A 20438-nucleotide genomic window follows, 5' to 3' on the forward strand; every position below is an offset into this window, starting at 1 on the left:
ATCATTTAAAAACATGCTATAATTTATGCTGTTTTTTGCATTATGAGTATCTTTGTTAGACGCGATTATCACTATGAAATAACCCTAGATTTATATCACGAAAATGAAAACTTACAAACGTAAAAACAGATTAACTCCGCAAGCTTACATTGATGGTGTATTAGATGGAGATAGAGTTATTCTATCTCGAGCTATTACTATTATTGAAAGTAATTTAGAAAGTGATAAAATATTAGCTAAAGAAATAGTTCAGGAAATATTACCGAGTTCAGGTAAATCTATTCGTATTGGTATTACTGGAGTTCCGGGTGTTGGTAAAAGTACATTTATAGAAGTCTTTGGTATGTATTTAGTAAAACAAGGACATCGCGTTGCCATATTATCCATAGATCCAAGCAGTCAGCGTTCTAGAGGAAGTATTTTAGGTGATAAAACGAGAATGGAAGATTTGGCGAACTTGCAAGAAGCTTATATTAGACCTTCTGCTTCTGGAGATACTTTAGGTGGGGTTTCTAACAAAACTGGTGAAACTATGTTGCTTTGTGAAGCCGCTGGTTACGATGTTATTTTAATTGAAACCGTTGGTGTTGGGCAGTCTGAAACTGCTGTACATGGTATGACAGATTTCTTTTTGTTACTCATGTTATCTGGTGCTGGTGATGAGTTGCAAGGTATAAAGAAAGGTATTATGGAAATGGCCGATATGGTGGTTATTAATAAAGCGGATGGTGATAATGTTATGATGAGTAATATCGCTAAAAGGCAATACCAAAACGCGCTCCATATTTTCCCTGCATCGGAGTCTGGTTGGAGTCCCGTGGTAAGCACAGCTTCTGCAATAAAAAATATTGGGATTTCTAAAGTTTGGGACGAAATTTTAAAATTCAAAACACTAGTTGATTCCAATGGTTACTTCTTAAAAAACAGAAACCATCAACAAATAAAATGGATGTATAATAATATTAATGAAGAATTAAAACAATTGTTTTATGGTTCGAAAAATATTAAAAGCGAACTTTCTGCATTAGAAAAAGATATTGTTACCACTAAAATTTCGCCTGTTAAAGCAGCGCAACAAATTATAGAGCAATTCAAAAAATCTTTTTAAAACATAAATTATTAAACCCCCTGAAAAGTATACAAAAATGACGTTCGATAATTATTTCGATGCGCAATTCGAATTAAGATATTTTGAAATGAATAAATTGGGCCTAGCAACCCCTACAATTATTTTAGGTTTATTAGAAGAAACTGCGGCAGACCATTCCTATTCTATAGGCCATAGTTTATTCGATCTTGTAAATAAAAACGCAGGTTGGGTTTTAGTTTCTGGTGTTTTACAAATGGACCGTTACCCCAACTATAAAGAAAAAATTACGATTAGAACATGGTTGTCCAGCTATTCCTCCATTAGAGGTTATAGAGAAAATATTATTTATGATGAAAACAAAAAAATCATTGGTCGCGCCAAGGGTTTATGGGTGTTTTTTGATATAGAAAGAAGAAGACCAATACCTATTTTTAATGAAATTAGAGAAAGATGGTCTTGTTTCGATAAGGAGTCTATTTCTGGAGATATTAAGAAAAAAATAAGTGCCGTAGATTTACCCGATTATACACATCAATTTAGAGTGAATCGGTATGATACAGATACTAATAGACACGTGAATAATATTAGATATTTACAATGGGTTATTGAATCTATTCCTGAAGATATCTCTGAGAATTATTTTTTACATAAAATAGATGGACGTTTTATACATGAAGCACAATATGGAGATACTGTATTATCTTTAACTAGTGAACTAGACGCAAAACACGCTTTTGCACATACCATAAAAATTGAAGGCAGTGATAAAGTTTGTGCTACCGCTAAAACTTTATGGAAAAAATATTGATTATAATTGATTGCCTCCTTAAATTATCCCAACATTCAATATTTTACATTATCATTTCCAATAGATTAAATAGATATCCATAAATCTTTTAACTCTGATTCAAAAAAACAAATAAAAAAAGCCCAAACAATTTAATGTTCGGGCTTTTTCTAGTTATAAATTTTAAAGGTTTTAATTTTGAACCTCTTCTTGTTCTAAATATTTTTCCATAATAGTAATGGCTGATTCTGAAATTACAGTACCAGGACCAAAAATGGCTGCTACTTTTCTTTCTAATAAATAATCATAATCTTGCGCTGGAATAACACCACCTGCAAAAACCATAATATCTGGTCTTCCTAATTTTTCTAATTCACCAATTAATTGAGGAATTAAAGTTTTGTGACCAGCAGCTAAACTAGATGCCCCTACAAAATGAACATCATTTTCTACCGCTTGTTTTGCAACTTCTTCTGGAGTTTGGAATAAACCTCCCATATCTACATCGAAGCCTAAATCTGCAAAACTAGAAGCAACTACTTTTGCACCTCTATCGTGACCATCCTGACCCATTTTTGCTATCATAACTCTAGGACGACGACCTTCGATTTCTGCAAATTTATCAGTCATTTTTTGCGCTTTTGCAAATGTATCATCAGCTTTCACTTCTTTTCCGTACACACCACTAATTAATTTAGTAACTGCTTTATGTCTTCCAAAATGAACCTCTAAAGCATCTGATATTTCACCTAAAGTAGCAAAGTTTTCAGCCGCTTCAACCGCTAAAGCTAATAAATTACCTTTACCGCTTCCAGCACAATCCTCTAATGCTTTTAAATTAGCAGCAACAACTTCTGAGTTACGTTCCGCTTTCATTTTATTTAAACGTGCAATCTGAGAATCTCTTACAACCGTATTATCAACTTCTAAAATTTTGATGTTTGATTTCTCAGTCGTTTTAAACTTGTTTACCCCAACTAAAATATCTTGACCAGAATCTAAACGCGCTTGTTTACGTGCAGATGCTTCCTCGATACGTAATTTAGGAACTCCTGTTTCAATAGCTTTTGCCATTCCACCAAGTTCTTCAACTTCTTCAATCAGTTTCCAAGCTTTTTTCGCTATTTCTTGCGTTAAATATTCTACATAATAAGAACCAGCCCAAGGATCGACCGATTTGGTCATTTGAGTTTCATCTTGAATAAATATTTGTGTATTACGCGCAATTCTTGCAGAAAAATCTGTTGGTAAAGCAATAGCTTCATCCAATGCATTGGTGTGTAAAGATTGTGTTCCTCCTAATGTTGCAGCCATAGCTTCAACACAAGTACGAGCAACATTATTAAAAGGATCTTGCTCACTTAAACTCCATCCAGAGGTTTGACTATGCGTACGCAATGCCATTGATTTTGGATTTGTTGGGTTGAACGTTTTTATAATTTTTGCCCAAAGCATACGTGCAGCACGCATTTTTGCAATTTCCATAAAGTGATTCATTCCTACCGCCCAGAAGAATGATAAACGTGGCGCAAATTCATCAATTTTTAAACCAGATTTTAATCCAGTTCTAATATATTCCATACCATCTGCCAAGGTATACGCCAATTCAATATCTGCAGTTGCACCAGCTTCTTGCATGTGGTAACCACTAATAGAAATGGAGTTAAACTTAGGCATGTTTTTAGTAGTGTAATCAAAAATATCACCAATAATTTTCATTGAAGGTGCAGGTGGATAAATGTAAGTGTTACGCACCATGAATTCCTTTAAAATATCATTCTGAATGGTTCCAGAAAGTTGATCTAAAGCAACGCCTTGTTTTCTTGCCGCAGCAATATAGAAAGCCATAATTGGTAATACAGCACCATTCATAGTCATAGAAACAGACATTTTGTCTAATGGAATTTGATCGAACAAAATTTCCATATCTAAAATAGAATCGATGGCAACACCAGCTTTACCAACATCACCAGTTACTCGTGGGTGATCGGAATCATATCCACGGTGTGTTGCTAAATCGAAAGCAACTGAAAGTCCTTTTTGACCTGCGGCTAAATTTCTTCTGTAAAATGCGTTAGACTCTTCTGCTGTAGAAAAACCTGCATATTGTCTAATAGTCCAAGGGCGCATCGCGTACATGGCACTATAAGGTCCTCTTAAAAAAGGAGGCACACCAGCTGCATACGCTAAATGTTCTGCTTCTGCAATATCTTCTTTTGTAAAATGTTTTTTTACAGGGATTCCTTCAGGAGTATTCCACACGTGATGATTCTCTGAAGCTGCAACTGTTTGCTTAACAGCTGAATTTATTTTGATATCTGAAAAATCTGGTTTCATACTTCTAAGGATTTTAAGGTTTTTTGAACTTTTTTCTGAATAGCTGCGAGCGTTACAAGAACATCCGATCTCATGTTAACAACACCATCTAAACCTGCTTCAGTTAATTCGTCCATATTTTTTGGAGCACCTGCCAATAGTAATACTTTATCAGTATTAATAGCTCTAAATGCTTTTATAAAGTTGACCGCTGTTTCATCGTAGTCCTGATCTGAACTACAAATAACAACAACATTAGAGTTCGATTTAGCACTTTCGGTAGCCGCTATCTCTGCGCTAGCAAAACTTTCTTCTTGATGAACATCAAAACCACTTACACCAATAAAATCATAAGCAAAAGCAGCTCTAGCTTTACGCATATTTAAATTCCCGTAACTCGCTAATTGTACAATTGGACGCACATTAGTATCTGCAACCAATTGCTCTGTAACTCTACGCATGGCTTCAATTTCTAACGATGCTCTTCTTGGAGTTAGTACTTTTGAATTATCTGCACCTCCTTTAGAAAGAAGATCTATATCAACAGTTTCCATTAAGTTAGGGTATTTATTAATACCTACCATTGGAGTTCTACGTTGACTAATTAATTTTAATTTTTGTAAACGAATATCGGCAATTTGTTGTTGAATAGTTTCGTTTTCAAAAGCGGTATAAAAACCACCTTCAGTTTCAATAGCTTTAAATAACTCTAAAGCTTTATCTGCAATTTTAGAACTTACTTCTTCTATATAATAAGATCCATCAACTGGATTTGAAACTTTCCCAAAATAAGATTCTTCTCTTAGAACAGTAGTTATATTACCTGCTATTCTACTTGAGAAATCTGAAGGGTTTTTAAATTCTTTATCATAAGCATCGATTAAAACGCCATCTACATTTCCTAATATTGCAGACATCGCTTCTGTTGTGCAACGTAACAAATTAGTTTCTGCATCTGTAATAGACTTGCTCCAAATGGATGTTTTAGCAGTAATAGTATTAGAATATTCTGCAACTCCATATTTAGCAGCAACTTCAGCCAATAAATTATTAAAAGCTCTAAACTTACTAATTTCAACAAAATACTCTAAGCCTATGGCTAGTTGAAAGTTTAAATTATTGAAAACATCTTGAACTGCTACTCCTTTTTCTTTTAATTTTTCAACTAAAAAAACTAGAGAATTTAATGTGTAAGCAATTTCTTGAACTTGATTAGCACCAGAATCTAAATATTCTGTTCCCGATACTGTGATTGCTTTAAAGTTTGGATAATTAGCAGTTAATTTCACTAATTCTACAGCTACTTCAACTTGATTTTCATCAAAAGAACCTGTTGTAACATAGTTAGAAATAATTCCTGTATTAATGTATCCTTTTAAATTACTCTTTTTTGCATAGCTAACTAAATCTTTAGTAAAAGCAACAGCGCCTTCTGCGATTTCAAAAGAAACTGTAGTTATTTCTAAATCTATTCCGCCTAAAAGAGCTTCGACAGATACATTTCCATTTAAATGAAAAATGATTCCGTTTATGCCTTCCTCAACGGCCTTAATAGCTAATTTATTACCAGCTTCTGCAGTTTGAACTGCAACACTACGATAATTCACTAATGATTGTGAGTTTTCGCCAGTATTTTTAAGCTGTGTAATTTTATTTTCAATATTATAACAAGGCTGAAAATTGATACCAGTAAGGTTTTTCCAAACTAGTTTTTTATCAAAATCAGCACCTTTTAAATCTGCTGTTACTCTTTCCATCCACTGCTCGGTAGAAACCGGAGGAAAATCTGAAAAAAGCTTTTTGTTTTTATCACTCATTATGTTTGAATTTAATATGAAATTAAAATATTGAGTCCTAAAATTACAAAAATTAAAGACTCAATATTTAATAAATTATTTTATCATTAAACTACTTCCAAATCTTTCAAAAATAGCTTTATCTAATTCTTCTCTATGATCAGGGTGTGCAATATCTCTAAGCGCTTGTGCACGTTGTTTTAAGTTTCTACCAAATAGTTCTGCGATACCATATTCTGTAGCTACAAACCTTGCGTGTGCACGAGTTGTTACTACACCAGCACCAAGTTTTAAAGTTGGTGTAATTTTAGAAACACCTCTACCTGTAGTAGAAGTAATTGCGCAAATTGGCTTTCCACCTTCTGATAATGCAGCACCACGCATAAAATCCATTTGCCCACCAACACCAGAGAACATTCTTGTTCCTATAGAATCGGCACAAATTTGTCCTGTTAAATCTACCTCTATAGCAGAGTTAATAGCGGTTACTTTTGGGTTTTTACGAATTACAGATGTATCATTAACATAAGCTATATCCAACATTTCAATTTCAGGATTATCATCCATAAAATCATATAAACGTCTAGTTCCCATCGCAAAACCAGATACTATTTTATAAGGGTTTACTTTTTTCTGCGAACCGTTTACAATTCCTTTTTCAACTAAATCTACAATACCTTCAGAAAACATTTCAGTATGTACACCTAAGTTTTTGTGGTTATGTAAAAATGTTAAAACGGCATTTGGTATACCTCCAATACCCATTTGAAGCGTTGCTCCATCATCGATAATTCCAGCAATATTTTTTCCAATCGCTTTTTCAATATCAGATGGTTCTACAAATTTCATTTCATATATTTCCTCTGAAATTTCAACACAAGCATCAAAATGTTTTATATGAACTTGTGCATCACCAAAAGTACGAGGCATTTGCGGATTAATTTGAGCAATTACCTTTTTTCCTTGCTCAATTCCAGAAATAACAATATCTACTGAAACTCCTAAAGAACAAAAACCGTGTTTATCTGGAGGTGATACGTTTACCATTACTACATCTAAGTCCATATAACCTTCACGGAATAAACTTGGAATATCACTTAAAAAAATTGGAATATAATCTGCTGTGTCTCCAATCATTTTACGAATGTTTCCACCAATAAAAAATGCATTGGTATGAAAACTTTCTCTTAATTCTGGAGCAGTATATCCACAAGCCCCTTCAGTATGTAAATGAACAAGTTCAACATTTCTTAATTCTGGAGCTCGCGCTACCATGGCATTTATTAATGCTTGTGGTGTTGCAGAACCTCCTTGTATTAAAACTCTATCTCCTGATTTTATTAATTTAACAGCTTCCTGCGCTGTCATTTTATTTGGTATTTTCATTTTATCAAAATTTAAAAATTGTTGTTTTGTTCATTTAAATAATTAAAGGAACTTCTTTTATCCCAAGAAACTTAATATGATACCTGCAGCAATTGCAGAACCAATAACTCCAGAAACATTTGGCGCCATGGCGTGCATTAATAAGTAGTTACTTGGATCTGATTTTAAGCCTTCTGTATGAACAACTCGCGCACTATCTGGAACAGCTGAAACTCCTGCCGCACCAATTAATGGGTTTATTTTGTTTTCCTCTTTTAGGAATAGATTCATAAACTTAGCAAATAATAGCCCTCCACAAGTTGCAATTACAAATGATATAGCTCCTAGTCCGAAAATTAACATAGAATCTTTAGTAATGAATATATCTGCTTGTGTTGATGCCCCTACGGTAACACCTAATAAAATAGTTACAATATCGATTAATTTTGTTCTCGCTGTATCTGCTAATCGTTCTGTTCTACCCGATTCTTTTAATAAGTTTCCGAAGAATAACATCCCTAATAATGGTAATGCACTAGGAGAAATAAACGTTGTTAAAATTAATGCTACCACAGGGAAAATCATTTTTTCCTTTTGAGTTACTGCTCTTGGTGGTTTCATTCTAATTTTTCTATCTTTCTTAGAAATCAACATACGCATTAATGGTGGTTGAATTACAGGAACTAATGCCATATAAGAGTAGGCAGCAATTGCTATTGGTCCAATTAAGTTTTTAACGGTTGTACCATCAGCCATGATGTTAATCCCGTTGGCTAGTTTGGATGATAGAAATATTGCAGTTGGTCCATCGGCACCACCAATAATTCCAATCGCACCAGCTTCAGGAAGATTAAATCCTAAATAAAGGGCTCCTAAAAAGGTTGCAAATACACCAATTTGTGCTGCACCTCCTAAAAGCATTAATTTTGGATTTGCAATTAAGGATGAAAAATCCGTCATGGCTCCAATACCTAAGAAAATAAGCGGCGGATAAACCCCTTTTACAACACCAAAATATAGATAATTTAAAACAGATCCTGTTTCATATATACCTGTCTGGTTGCCGGCTACAAAAGGAATATTTCCTAATATAACTCCTGTTCCTATCGGGATTAATAATAAGGGTTCGTAATCGAATTTAATTCCTAAATAAATGAAAACGATCCCTATTATAATCATGATTACATTTCCAGATGTTGAATTTGCAAATCCTGTATAACCGTAAAACGTTTTTATTCCATTAAAAGCACCTTCAAAAACACTTTCTTCTTCTAAATTATCAACTTGAACAGTTGATACAGAAGTGGTTTCTGTAGAGCCTGTATTTGTACCTAATCCAAATACTGGTCTAATAAAAATCAGTAATGATATGGCACTAAATATTATTATTAGTTTCTTCATTTTTTTATCTTTTAGATAATAATTAGTTTTCTTTAGTGAATAAGATGAATATCAAAACTTCTATTCTAGCTCAATCATTAAAGCATCTTGTAAAACCTGTTGTCCAACTTCAACGTGTATAGCCGTAACAACTCCAGATTTTTCTGATACTATATTATTTTCCATTTTCATAGCTTCAAGAACTAATAATAAATCGTTCTCTTTAATAGTATCTCCAACTTTTATATTGAGCGATAATATAACACCTGGAATTGGTGCTACAATTTTACTTGTTGCAGATGTAGGATTTACTTTTAACGGTACTACTGGCTGTTTTGATGCCGAACGAACTAAAGTAGGCGTTTTACTTTTCTTAATGTCTGCCTCCATTATCACTTCAAATGAAGTACCATTTACTTCTAAAGTAATAATATCATCTTCGTGTGATTTTATATTTACCGTATAGCCGTTTTCGTTGACTTTGAATTTATAATTTTTCATATTTTATAATCGATTTTGAGTTCCGTATATTTTTGAACTCCAAGGTGAATATGGTTTTTTAATCTGTTTTATTGTCAGAATTGCGCTTTCATAATCATGTTGATCACTCATGTGCATGTGAATGGCAGCTCCGATTACTGCAGAAATTTCGCCAGTAAAATTTTTATCGCCTTTTACTTTAATTTCACTAACTTTCTTATCTTTCCCTTTAGTAATTATCTTATAAACGTAAAGCATTAAGGGTAATCCATAATTAAAGAAAAGCGCTAGTGTTATTAATGCACAAAAGACAATTAACAAACCGGTAATTAGTATCACGTAACCTTCACTTATTGCATCTGTAGTTAATAGTATGTGTATCATTATAGTGGAATGTTTGAATGTTTTTTAGGTGGATTTACATCTTTTTTATTTTGAAGCAATTCTAAAGCTCTAACAATTCTGAAACGTGTATTTCTTGGTTCGATAACATCATCAATAAAGCCATATTTTGCCGCTTGATAAGGGTTTGCAAATCGTTGAGTATACTCATCTTCTTTTTTCTGGATATAATCTTGTTTTTCGGTAGCATCTTCTATTTTTCTAATATTAGATCCTTCTAAAACTTCAACAGCACCCTTCGCTCCCATTACAGCAATTTCTGCAGTTGGCCATGCATAATTTAAATCTCCTCTTAATTGTTTACAACTCATTACATCGTGAGCTCCACCATAAGATTTACGTAAAGTAATTGTTACTTTAGGTACTGTAGCTTCACCATAAGCAAATAATAATTTAGCACCATGCAAAATAATTCCGCCATATTCTTGACCAGTTCCAGGTAAGAAACCAGGTACATCTACTAATGTTACTATTGGAATGTTGAATGCATCACAAAAACGAACAAACCGTGCCGCTTTTCTTGAAGCATCAATATCTAAAACACCTGCGTAATATTTTGGTTGATTGGCAACAATACCTACTGGATGACCATTAAATCTAGCAAAACCTACACAAATGTTTCGTGCATAATTTCTGTGTACTTCAGTAAACTCACCATTATCGGTAAGAATTGAAATCACATCAACAATATCATAAGGTTGATTTGGGTTTTCTGGAATAATATCATTTAAAGCATCCTCTAATCTATCAATAGGATCATTACATGCAATAACTGGCGCTTCTTCTAAATTATTTGAAGGCATGTAGCTTAATATCTTACGAACTAACATTAAATTTTCCTCGTCACTGTCTGCTAAGAAATGAGAAACACCTGATCTCGTTGAATGAATTTTAGCGCCTCCTAATTGCTCTGCTGTTACAATCTCACCTGTTACAGATTTTACTACTTTAGGACCAGTAACAAACATATAACTCGTTTGATCCGTCATAATGGTAAAGTCTGTCAATGCTGGAGAATAAACGGCTCCACCTGCACAAGGTCCTAATATTGAAGAAATTTGAGGAATAACACCCGAAGCCATTATATTTCTCTGAAAAATCTCAGCATAACCAGCTAAAGATCTCACACCTTCTTGAATACGAGCACCACCAGAATCATTTAATCCTATTAAAGGAACTCCAATCTTCATAGCCATATCCATTACCTTACAAATTTTTAAGGCATAGGTTTCAGATAAAGACCCACCGAAAACGGTAAAATCTTGAGCAAAAAGATACACTATTCTTCCATCGATTGTTCCATGTCCGGTAACAACACCATCTGAAAGGTAGACTTGTTTATCTAAGCCAAAAGATTTTGTTCTGTGTGTAACAAACATGTCGAATTCTTCAAAACTATCGTCGTCTAAAAGAATATCTATACGTTCACGAGCTGTTAATTTACCTTTAGCATGCTGAGAATCAATACGTTTTTCTCCGCCTCCCAACTTTGCTTCGGCTCTTTTTTCTATAAGCTCGTTAATTTTATCTTGATTTGCCATAAATTTATTTTTTTGCTTATCTATTTTTATTAATTCAAGTTATTTTTGTTTTGAACACAATTCTGTAAGAACACCTAATGTTGATTTTGGATGTAAAAAACCGATATCTAAACCTTCTGCTCCTTTTCTAGAAACTTTATCAATAAGTCTTACACCGCGTTCTTCAGCTGTTTTTAATGCTTCTGTTGCATCTGGAACTGCAAAAGCAATATGATGAATACCAGGTCCTTTTTTCTCTATAAATTTACCAATAGGTCCATCTGGAGAAGTACTTTCTAATAATTCAATTTTTGTGCTACCTACCAAAAAAAAGGCTGTCTTCACTTTCTGATCGACAACCTCTTCTATAGAATAACATTTCAACCCTAAAACGTTCTCATAATATTTTATTGATTCTTCAAGATTTTCAACTGCAATACCTAAGTGCTCTATATGCGAAATATTCATAATTATGATTTTTAATTTGAACAAATTTAACTTACAACAAGTTTTTAAAATATGACAGATATCACAAAATGAAAATTTAGGCAGTTTTCATGAATTATTCATAAATTTATTTGTGTAAAATCTTACTATTTATAATTATGATTTCTGCTTTTTTGTGCTTGAAATAGAGAAAAGACTTAGGGTTTTACAATGACAACATTCTATTCGTTTAGAAATTAACATTATAAGGTTAAAACAAAAAAAAAGGAGGATAGTTTTTAAACTATTCTCCTTTTTTTTGTTTTTAGTGTGTTTTTATAAAAAAAAGCACCCTCTGTTTTAAATATTTCTATACTAGAATTCATCAATTTTTAAAATCTAAAACAACATATGGCATGTCCTCTTTTTATAATAAGTTTATTTCTTATTAGATTTATTTAAGGCTTTCCTTATATGTTCACTATCCCAGTGATTATCATATTCAACAATACCACGTTTAAAATCTTCATTTAAGAATTTCTCTTGCTGCTCTAACTCTTTTTTTGCTTTAAATATATAATTATCCTCCTCTTTAGGTTCTGATGCTAAACGCCTTAAACTATCTTCATCATATTTTATAAAGTTTTGAACCTGACAATTTAAAGTGTATTTCCGAAAACCCATTTTGCTCAATACATCTTTAGCTAATGTTAGCGAAGTTTCTAGAGATTCACGATAAATATTTTCATTTCCGAGGTTAAGTAACTCATAAGCATCATATCTATTTTTAGTACGAATCATGAGTTCTACATGTGGGTACTTTTCTTTTATTATTTTACTAATAGCCTTAGAAACAGATATTTTATTAGTTGCACAAATAACGATTTTAGCTTCTGCAATACCAGCAGACTCTAATAAATCTAAACGTGTAGCATCTCCATAATAAACTTCGAAACCCATTTTCCGAAGAAAATCTACGCGATTAGAATCATGATCCAAAATAGTTGCTTCTACGCCATGCGAACGTAAAAAGCGACCAATAGTACTTCCAAAATGCCCAAAACCAACTAATATAATTTTTTGAGTTTTCGCAATATGGTCCATAGGCCGTTTAACCGATTCTTTAGTTCCTATTCTAGGTAATATAAAACGTTCGTTAATTATACCTATAATTGGTGTAAGCGACATACTAAGAGCTGTTATTACAAGCATCATATCCATTTGGTCTTGCGTTAAGATATTAAGCCCGAATGCAAATGATAATAATACAAAAGCAAACTCCCCTATTTGAGCTAAACTAAATGTGAGTAATAATTTTTGATCTAACTTTAAATTGAAAATACGACCAGTAATAAATAATATGAAAGCTTTTATAACAATAATGGCAATTAAAATTCCTCCCACTTCTAAAGGACTATTAGCAATAACAATAAAGTTAATCGATGCGCCAACAGCCATAAAAAACAAACCTAACATTAGGTTTTTAAAAGGTTCTAGCGTGCTTTCTAGTTCGTGTTTAAACTCACTGTTAGATAATACTACGCCTCCTAAAAAGGCTCCTAAGGCAGGACTTAACCCTACATATTCCATTAAAAATGAAATTCCAAAAACAATTAAAAAAGCTGCAGCAATTAATAATTCCCGAACGCCTGTTTTTGCAACTTTGCGCAACATGGGAACAATTAAATACTTGCCTACAACTATAATTATTACAACCGATAAAATAATAGCCAAAGTTTGGAAACCTAGCGGAAGGTTATCTAGTAAATTAGTATTATCACTATGGTTTTCCGCGGAAGCGCTACCCTCTGTATTTGATAACAACGGAATAAAACCTAACATGAAAATAACAATAATATCCTGAAACAGTAAAATGGAAAATGACGACGTTCCAAACGTAGTATCCATTAAGCCTTTCTCCTTTATAGTTTGCATAGCAATTGCTGTGGATGATAATGCGACTGCCATAGAGATTACTAGAGCTACTTTCCATTCAAAACCTAACAACGTAAACAAAATACACGAAAGTAACATGGTACCTCCTACTTGTATACCTCCCATACCAAGAATGGTTTTCCGCATGTTCCAGAAGTTTTTTGGTTCAATTTCTAGGCCAATTAAAAATAGCATGACTACAACTCCAAATTCTGCAAAATGCAAGATATCCTCACCTTCATTTCCTATAAAACCTAATACATAAGGACCAATTAAAACACCTGCTAAGAGATATCCTATTACAGAACTTAGACCTAATTTTTTTGCTATAGACACGCAAATAATGGCTCCTGCTAAAAAAACAATGGCTTGAAAAAGTATGCTTCCTGTCATATCTTAAGAGAGTTTTAATTCCGGTATATCATTCAAAAAAGTACAACTATTAAAATCTCCTAATGTAAAACCTTGCTGTAATAAATCTATTAACTTACTGTATTTGTTAGCATGATCTGTTAATTCTTTATCACTTAAATTATAAGTTCCCATAACCGCAAATGGTGGAAAATACGTCATACCACACAAGTTTGCTGTTTGCTCAAAAGGTCTTAAAAATTGAGAAATAGTAAAGCTATTAGTCCCTTGAGAGCAGTATAAATCTTTAGAACCTCCAGTGGTAATAACGTTTAAACAAGTTTTGGATTCTAATGCGTTTGCATTTGGACCATAAGCCCAACCAAACTCAAGAACCATATCAATCCACTGTTTCATTAAAGGAGGACAACTATACCAATAAAAAGGATGATGCCAAATTATAACGTCGTGTTCACTTAGTAACTTCTTTTCTTTATCGACATCGATATGAAAATCTGGATAAAGCTCGTATAAATCATGAAACGTAACGTTTTCTTTATCCTTTATTCTATTGACAAGCATACTATTAGCTCTCGATTTTTCGAATTTAGGATGTGAAAACAGAATTAATATTTTTTTCATTTTACACTTTGTATTAAAATAAATTCTGTTAAAAGAAGGATGCTAACAGTAATTAAGAAAGTAAGTTAAAGCTAATTTTAATACCAGTTATAACCATACCCGTCCCAATAATAGCAATAATTAACCCCATTATTTTTCCAATTACCGAAATCACGTTATTACCAACTAATTTTACAATATGATCACTCAATTTAAATGTATAAAAGGTGATTAAACTCATTGACCCAAAGATAGCAATTACTAAAAATATGTGGATAGTTTGGACATTGGCAACAAAATTCATTGCAGTAACAATGGTTCCTGGACCTGCTAAAATAGGAATGGCCAATGGTGAAACAGCAATATTTTCATCTACATTAATATGTTTAAGGCTTTTTACATTAGATTGTTTTGATTGTAGCATTTCAAAACCAATAAAAAATATTAAGATTCCACCCGTAATTTTAAATGCAGGAATACTAATATTAAACAGTTCAAAAATATATTTACCTAAGAGCACAAAAACGGTTACAATTATAAATGCAATAATATTTGCTCTTTTATTTATATCAGCTTTAGTTTTTTTATCTGAACCTTGGGTTAAAGACACAAAAACCGTCATGTTTGATATAGGGTTGGTTATAGCAAAAAAGCCTGTAAATACGGTGATTGAGAATGTAATTAAGTTATCCATTATTTATAATAATATTAATCTGCAAAAAAATCGAATTACTTCTGTATTACCTAAGTAATTTTGTGTTTTTTTTAAATCTTTTTATTGATTAAAAGTCGGCTCAAATTGATAAAGATTATAATATAAGAAATGCTGAGACTAATAAGGATTAATCTCAGCATTTAAATAAAATAAATTACCCTATTGAAAAGCTTTTACCAAAGCGAAAGATATTTAACCTCTTTTTAAAACAAATAATTAAATAATGATTATTTACTACAGAAACCAGAGAAAAATTTCTATTTGAAGAAAAATAAAAAACTATTTATTAATAACATAACGAGTCACCTTCATAGAGTTTAGATCTATCATATTAACAAATTTACTTATGGATTTATCGCTCAAAAACTTCCTCATAGAAGCTTCTGCATCTGCCGCAGTATTCCATCTTAAAACTATTAAAACCTCATTTTTCTCTTCATTAAATCCACTTTCTCTACTAATAAATCCAGGTTGTTTGAGACTATAATTGCTTACTACCTTAGCATCTTCTTTCCAGAAATCTGAAGCATTAATAGTCCGTTTATACTTAAAACTTAATATTTCAACTATATATGTTCTATTTGAATCTTTATTTGTGTTACAACTTAAAATGGTTGAACACACTAGAAAAATTAAAATGTATTTTATTTTAAATTGTTTAAATAAACTAAACTTTGCATTCCCTGTTTTCATGTAAGCAAATTCTATCTCTATGCTGGTTTATAATTCTTACACAAAGATACGGTAATATAATTACTATTTAATGATACATCCTATCTGTTGTATGGTGAATTATATCCAAACAGAAAATTATACTTTAAGCTTAGGTTTAACAAAAAAACCACCTTTTCTTTTTGCTTTATATATCGTTAAAGTAGCCATTACACTCCAAATTAAATTGGAAACAAAAGAAGGCAATGCATTGTAATAATAACAATTAATTGCTATTAATAGTGCCCCAAAAAGGTTTAAGTACTTAGAGTAGTTAATGTACTTATTATTTTCTACGAGTGTTAGTCCATAAGCCAGAACTAAAAAGCCAGAACCTGACCATCCCAATACATCAATTCGAGGTATTTCTAAAACGGACCTAATAAAACAAAAAAAACGGTAAGAGTTTCCCCTTACCGTAGTTTTCTTTTTCTAGCAATTTTTATTTTTTATTTAAACGTTTTTAATGATGAACGTAACATCCAAGCCATTTGTTCATGCATTTGCATAATACCGGTAATAAAATCGGCCGTACCTTCATCGTTATGTGCTTCGGCGTTATCACCAATACTTTTTCTTATAAATTTAATCACGGTTTCATGATCTTCTAATAAAACCCTCATAAAACTAGTACTATCGTTAGTGTCTGGTCCGTTTTCTTTCAATTCAGAAAGTTCTATAAACTGTTGCATACTACCTGGAGAATAAAAGCCTAACATACGGATACGTTCTGCAACTTCATCAATAGTATTTTCTAATTTACCATATTCTTCTTCAAAGAAAACATGCTTACTATGGAAATCGATACCCTCGACATTCCAGTGTGCATTTCTATATTTAGTATACATAACATATTCATCGGCCAGTAGTTGTTTTAACATTTCTACTACCGCTTTTCTATTATCTTTTTCAATGCCTATGGCTGCTGTTATTGTTTCCATTTTCTTTTTATTTTTTTGTTATTATAGTATAAAGATACTAGTAATCAAGCGTTACAATTAACCCAAAACATTTAATAATTAACTCTAAAAAATTATGGCTTAAAAACTCCATATGTTACGCTTTAAACATAAATTTATTTTTTACCATTCCCAATTACGGTATTCTTCAATCCATCTTTTGTGTTGAGCCATAAATAATTAAAAAACGATTTCGTTTTGTCGCGCTCTACTTCAATATCACCATATCTGTAACCGTTTACATCCGTTTTAGAGCCATCATTTGTAAAAACGTTAACTAGTGCAGTCAAAGTTTTATTTATGCCTAACCGATCTTCATTTAAAATAGAAAATTTAAAATCCTCATATTTCATTTTCATATCTCCTGTAGATTTAAAATCATTTCCATAAATAGTGAAATACATATCGTGAATCTCCCCAAGAACTCTAACATTAGCCTGAGATTCTAAAAAAGGATTAATTGTAACAGCTTTCAAATCTTTTAAATTAGCCGAAGCCTTAAAAGAATCGGCAGTATCTAATGAGTTAAATTCCCATTTAAATTCCAAAGGAGCTTCTCCCATAAGCTTTGTGGTGACTTTAATTTTCGTTTTCTGCTTATTTATATTAGATAGATTATCGATTTGAGCATCTAAATTTTCGAAAGAAATAGACACAGGATCGATACCTTTATCTACTCTTTCAGAATAAAATACATTAGAATTTTCTATAGAAAAAGTTTCAATATCTAATTGAATTGGTAGGTTTCGAAGTTTTGTTCCATAGAGTAATTTTTTCGTAGTATCATCCGCTAATAGTTTATCTCTAAAAAGATGTAATTCTGAATTATTCAAGCTTAAATTATGAGCAGAAACTAGAAAACTATCATTTACTGTTTTTAATCTAAATTCTGTTGAAGCCCCATCTGTAACTTTAAAATCAACATAATCGTGTTCCTTTACTAATTTTTCAGAAAGTTCCTGTTGTTTATATTTTGAAGTTATAGATAAATCTTCGAATTTTAGGTTGTTATTTTTATATGAAAGCGTTGCTACTTTCAGCATTTCAAAACGACCCAAATCTAAATACAAATTGGTTAACAATAAGTTTGAAGTGTAATAATCAAAAGGTATTTTATTCTGAAGAAGTAATGAATCTGTTTTAAATTTAGACAATTCAAAAGAAACATTTTCTACAGAACATTTAATACTATCTGAATCTTTTTTGAAAACTATAACATCAGCATTTCCCACATTTACAGCATCAGTATTAAATTGCTTTTTATTCAAAAGTAACCAATAGGCAACATCCTTTATTTTAAGTGTTTCTATAGTTATTTCTGCTTCTGTTTTTTTAGTTTTTAAACTAAAAAACTTTAATTTCATGCTATTAAACTCCATATTACCGAACAGAATATCTAAGTCTAAATCCTCATAGGTTAACTCTAGATTATCTGGTAATTGTTTGGAAACAAGATTAGAAATTAAATGTTTTCCGTAAAGCTGTACTCCCAATATACCTATCAATAAAATACCAACAACCCCAAGAATAACTAGGGGCAGTCGGTTTTTTAATACACTATATTTTTTATTAGATTTAGGATTTACCTTCATCTGTAAATTGTTTAATTAATGGCTCTTTTTCTAATCCCACACTATCAGGTTCTATGTACTTTTTAAATTCGGCAACACTTTTAATTTGCAAATAATTTTTACCATCTAGCACAACTGGATATTTAAGCAATTGGGGTTCATTCACTAGAATTTTTATCCAATCGTGCGCTTCCAAAACGGGTTTGTTTTTTCCATGTTTTTGAATAAAACTAGGGGCATCCGTATTTATCAAATCCATAATTCCTATACCCAACCCGTTAGCCAATTCTGCCCATTGCGTTCCTGTTACCTTGGTCCTGGAAATATCTACTCCTAGCAACTTTTTATCCGATGCATTTGTATAAGCATATACTTGCTTGCCTATAGAATTATCTGAATGATAATAAATTGTAATTTTTCGTTTGTTTTGTGAAATCACGCTCATAATTTTTTAGTTTAGCTAAAGATACCTCGAACCTACTTTTTTGATTAGCTTTATCACATTCTTTTGTAACTCAAAAGAACACCTTAGCTTATTATTGTTAGTCTATTAACTATATTGTCAATGCTAAATAAAATACAATGATTAATACATTCTTATGGATTTTATATGGGGTAATCACCCTCTGGAGCATCATTAGTATTATACTGCATGGTAGCCGGCCAACAAAATCATTAAGTTGGTTTTTGGCCATTTTGGCATTGCCTTTTGCAGGACCTATGCTATACTATTTGTTTGGTGTAAACCGGAGAAAATTTAAGTTCTTTCGTTTAAAGCAAACCCAAAAACGAAAGCTATTTGACGAAAAATACAAAGATATAAAAGAGCTAGAAAATCAAGTAGAATTTAATTCTTCTAAAAACAAAAAACTATCTCACCTTATCGAAAATAGCACATTTCTAGCTCCATATAGTGGTAATGATGCAACTATTCTAAGTGGAGGAAAAGAAACATTCGATAGTATTTTTGAAGCCATAGAAAAAGCTGAAAAATTTATTCATTTACAATATTATATTTTTTCAGTAGGTGAATTAACAGAACGTTTTTATGAACTATTTAAAACGAAGATTGCACAAGGCGTTGAAGTTCGCTTAATTTATGATTCTTTTGGAAGTTCTGCTTTTCGAGGTAATACTATCAAACGTTTCCGAGATATTGGTGTAAAAGCATATTCTATGATGCCTATTCGGTTTGGAAATCTACTTTTCACATTGAATTATAGAAATCATAGAAAAATTATTATTATCGATGGAACCGTTGGTTTTACTGGCGGTGTAAACGTATCGGACAAATATATAAAACCCATATCAGACCTTGGAATTTGGAACGATTTACATATTAAAGTAGAAGGTCCTGTGGTGAATAGTTTACACAGAGTTTTTATTAAGGATTACTATTTTGCGAGTCAAGAAGAGCTTCTTCTAAAGGAAAAATATCTTCCAAAAACTGAACGCAAAGGACATCATATCATACAAATTGTTGCAGCAGGTCCCGACTCCAAACAACCAGCTATTATGCAACAATATATTAGTATGATAACGTTGGCCGAAAAATGTATTTGCATTGCCAATCCTTATTTTATTCCAAGTACAGCTGTACTGCAAGCTTTAAAAATTGCAGCACTTAGCGGTATTGAAGTTAAAATATTAGTTCCCAAAGTATCCGATTCTAAAATGGCCAAGTTAAGTATGTTTTCAAGGTTTGAAGAGCTTTTAGAGGTTGGGATTAAAATATACTTGAGATCCGATTTTTCGCATAGTAAAATGATTCTTATTGACGGGGAAATTGCCTCAATTGGATCGGGAAATTTTGACTATCGAAGTTTTGAACATAATTTTGAAACCAATGCCTTGATCTATGATGATGGTTTAACACAACAAGTTGAAAAAGAATTCGATAGTATCTGTGACAAAAATATCCCTCTAGATTATGAAAGCTACAAAAACAGACCAATATGGACACGACTACTAGAGGGGTTAGCCAAATTTTTTAGTCCATTATTGTAAATCTAA

At 32.0% G+C, this 20438-nt stretch carries 19 protein-coding genes; 3 read left to right on the forward strand and 16 right to left on the reverse strand.

All coding sequences use genetic code 11. The annotated features are described in order from the left end of the window. The first annotated feature begins 103 nt into the window (after positions 1–103). Positions 104–1108 carry a methylmalonyl Co-A mutase-associated GTPase MeaB gene (gene meaB / locus GQR97_RS16260; RefSeq protein ID WP_158850310.1) on the forward strand — a complete coding sequence of 335 codons (1005 nt, stop codon included), beginning with the start codon at positions 104–106 and terminating at the stop codon, positions 1106–1108. 37 nt (positions 1109–1145) lie between these two features. Next, the gene (locus tag GQR97_RS16265) at positions 1146–1898 is read left to right on the forward strand and encodes an acyl-[acyl-carrier-protein] thioesterase (RefSeq protein WP_158850312.1); all 753 of its coding nucleotides are present in this window, start codon (positions 1146–1148) and stop codon (positions 1896–1898) included. Between the two features lie 171 nt (positions 1899–2069). Here the strand turns inward: GQR97_RS16265 and scpA are convergent, their stop codons facing one another. The 16 genes from scpA to GQR97_RS16345 all read right to left on the reverse strand — a co-directional run bounded on the left by scpA (position 2070) and on the right by GQR97_RS16345 (position 18870). Next, entirely contained in the window at positions 2070–4214 is a 2145-nt protein-coding gene (gene scpA, locus GQR97_RS16270; protein WP_158850314.1) for a methylmalonyl-CoA mutase, read from the reverse strand. After that, positions 4211–6010: a methylmalonyl-CoA mutase family protein gene (locus GQR97_RS16275; protein WP_158850316.1), complete on the reverse strand. Its 1800-nt coding sequence runs from the start codon at positions 6008–6010 to the stop codon at positions 4211–4213. The genes scpA and GQR97_RS16275 overlap by 4 nt, the downstream gene beginning before the upstream one ends. Before the next feature lie 75 nt (positions 6011–6085). Further along, positions 6086–7375 (reverse strand): acetyl-CoA hydrolase/transferase family protein, encoded by a 1290-nt coding sequence (locus GQR97_RS16280; protein ID WP_158850318.1) that lies wholly within the window; start codon positions 7373–7375, stop codon positions 6086–6088. Positions 7376–7432: 57 nt separating this feature from the next. After that, positions 7433–8755 (reverse strand): sodium ion-translocating decarboxylase subunit beta, encoded by a 1323-nt coding sequence (locus GQR97_RS16285; protein WP_158850320.1) that lies wholly within the window; start codon positions 8753–8755, stop codon positions 7433–7435. A gap of 60 nt (positions 8756–8815) precedes the next feature. Then, positions 8816–9235 (reverse strand): biotin/lipoyl-containing protein, encoded by a 420-nt coding sequence (locus GQR97_RS16290; protein ID WP_158850322.1) that lies wholly within the window; start codon positions 9233–9235, stop codon positions 8816–8818. A gap of 3 nt (positions 9236–9238) precedes the next feature. After that, on the reverse strand, positions 9239–9598 hold the full coding sequence (locus tag GQR97_RS16295) for an OadG family protein (RefSeq protein ID WP_158850324.1): 360 nt from the start codon (positions 9596–9598) through the stop codon (positions 9239–9241). Next, positions 9598–11157 carry an acyl-CoA carboxylase subunit beta gene (locus GQR97_RS16300; RefSeq protein ID WP_158850326.1) on the reverse strand — a complete coding sequence of 520 codons (1560 nt, stop codon included), beginning with the start codon at positions 11155–11157 and terminating at the stop codon, positions 9598–9600. Before GQR97_RS16300 ends, GQR97_RS16295 begins: the two co-directional genes overlap by 1 nt. A gap of 39 nt (positions 11158–11196) precedes the next feature. Further along, positions 11197–11604 (reverse strand): methylmalonyl-CoA epimerase, encoded by a 408-nt coding sequence (gene mce, locus GQR97_RS16305; RefSeq protein ID WP_158850328.1) that lies wholly within the window; start codon positions 11602–11604, stop codon positions 11197–11199. A 396-nt stretch (positions 11605–12000) separates the two neighbouring features. Continuing rightward, complete coding sequence (locus GQR97_RS16310) at positions 12001–13890, reverse strand: monovalent cation:proton antiporter-2 (CPA2) family protein (protein ID WP_158850329.1); 1890 nt, start codon at positions 13888–13890, stop codon at positions 12001–12003. 3 nt (positions 13891–13893) lie between these two features. Further along, positions 13894–14490 carry an NAD(P)H-dependent oxidoreductase gene (locus GQR97_RS16315; protein ID WP_158850330.1) on the reverse strand — a complete coding sequence of 199 codons (597 nt, stop codon included), beginning with the start codon at positions 14488–14490 and terminating at the stop codon, positions 13894–13896. 52 nt (positions 14491–14542) lie between these two features. Further along, on the reverse strand, positions 14543–15163 hold the full coding sequence (locus GQR97_RS16320) for a MarC family protein (RefSeq protein ID WP_158850331.1): 621 nt from the start codon (positions 15161–15163) through the stop codon (positions 14543–14545). A gap of 300 nt (positions 15164–15463) precedes the next feature. Continuing rightward, positions 15464–15877 carry a hypothetical protein gene (locus tag GQR97_RS16325; RefSeq protein WP_158850333.1) on the reverse strand — a complete coding sequence of 138 codons (414 nt, stop codon included), beginning with the start codon at positions 15875–15877 and terminating at the stop codon, positions 15464–15466. Between the two features lie 117 nt (positions 15878–15994). Continuing rightward, positions 15995–16243 carry a hypothetical protein gene (locus GQR97_RS19995; RefSeq protein WP_410488931.1) on the reverse strand — a complete coding sequence of 83 codons (249 nt, stop codon included), beginning with the start codon at positions 16241–16243 and terminating at the stop codon, positions 15995–15997. 101 nt (positions 16244–16344) lie between these two features. Continuing rightward, positions 16345–16836 carry a Dps family protein gene (locus GQR97_RS16335; RefSeq protein WP_158850337.1) on the reverse strand — a complete coding sequence of 164 codons (492 nt, stop codon included), beginning with the start codon at positions 16834–16836 and terminating at the stop codon, positions 16345–16347. Between the two features lie 134 nt (positions 16837–16970). Further along, positions 16971–18446: a DUF748 domain-containing protein gene (locus tag GQR97_RS16340; RefSeq protein ID WP_158850339.1), complete on the reverse strand. Its 1476-nt coding sequence runs from the start codon at positions 18444–18446 to the stop codon at positions 16971–16973. Continuing rightward, positions 18430–18870, reverse strand: coding sequence for an arsenate reductase family protein (locus GQR97_RS16345; RefSeq protein WP_158850341.1), 441 nt, complete (start codon positions 18868–18870; stop codon positions 18430–18432). The genes GQR97_RS16340 and GQR97_RS16345 overlap by 17 nt, the downstream gene beginning before the upstream one ends. A gap of 137 nt (positions 18871–19007) precedes the next feature. Between GQR97_RS16345 and cls the strand changes: the two genes are divergently transcribed. Then, the gene (gene cls / locus GQR97_RS16350; RefSeq protein WP_233267561.1) at positions 19008–20432 is read left to right on the forward strand and encodes a cardiolipin synthase; all 1425 of its coding nucleotides are present in this window, start codon (positions 19008–19010) and stop codon (positions 20430–20432) included. Positions 20433–20438: the final 6 nt, after the last annotated feature.

The sequence above is a fragment of the Algibacter sp. L1A34 genome (assembly GCF_009796805.1).
Taxonomy (GTDB): Bacteria; Bacteroidota; Bacteroidia; order Flavobacteriales; family Flavobacteriaceae; genus Algibacter.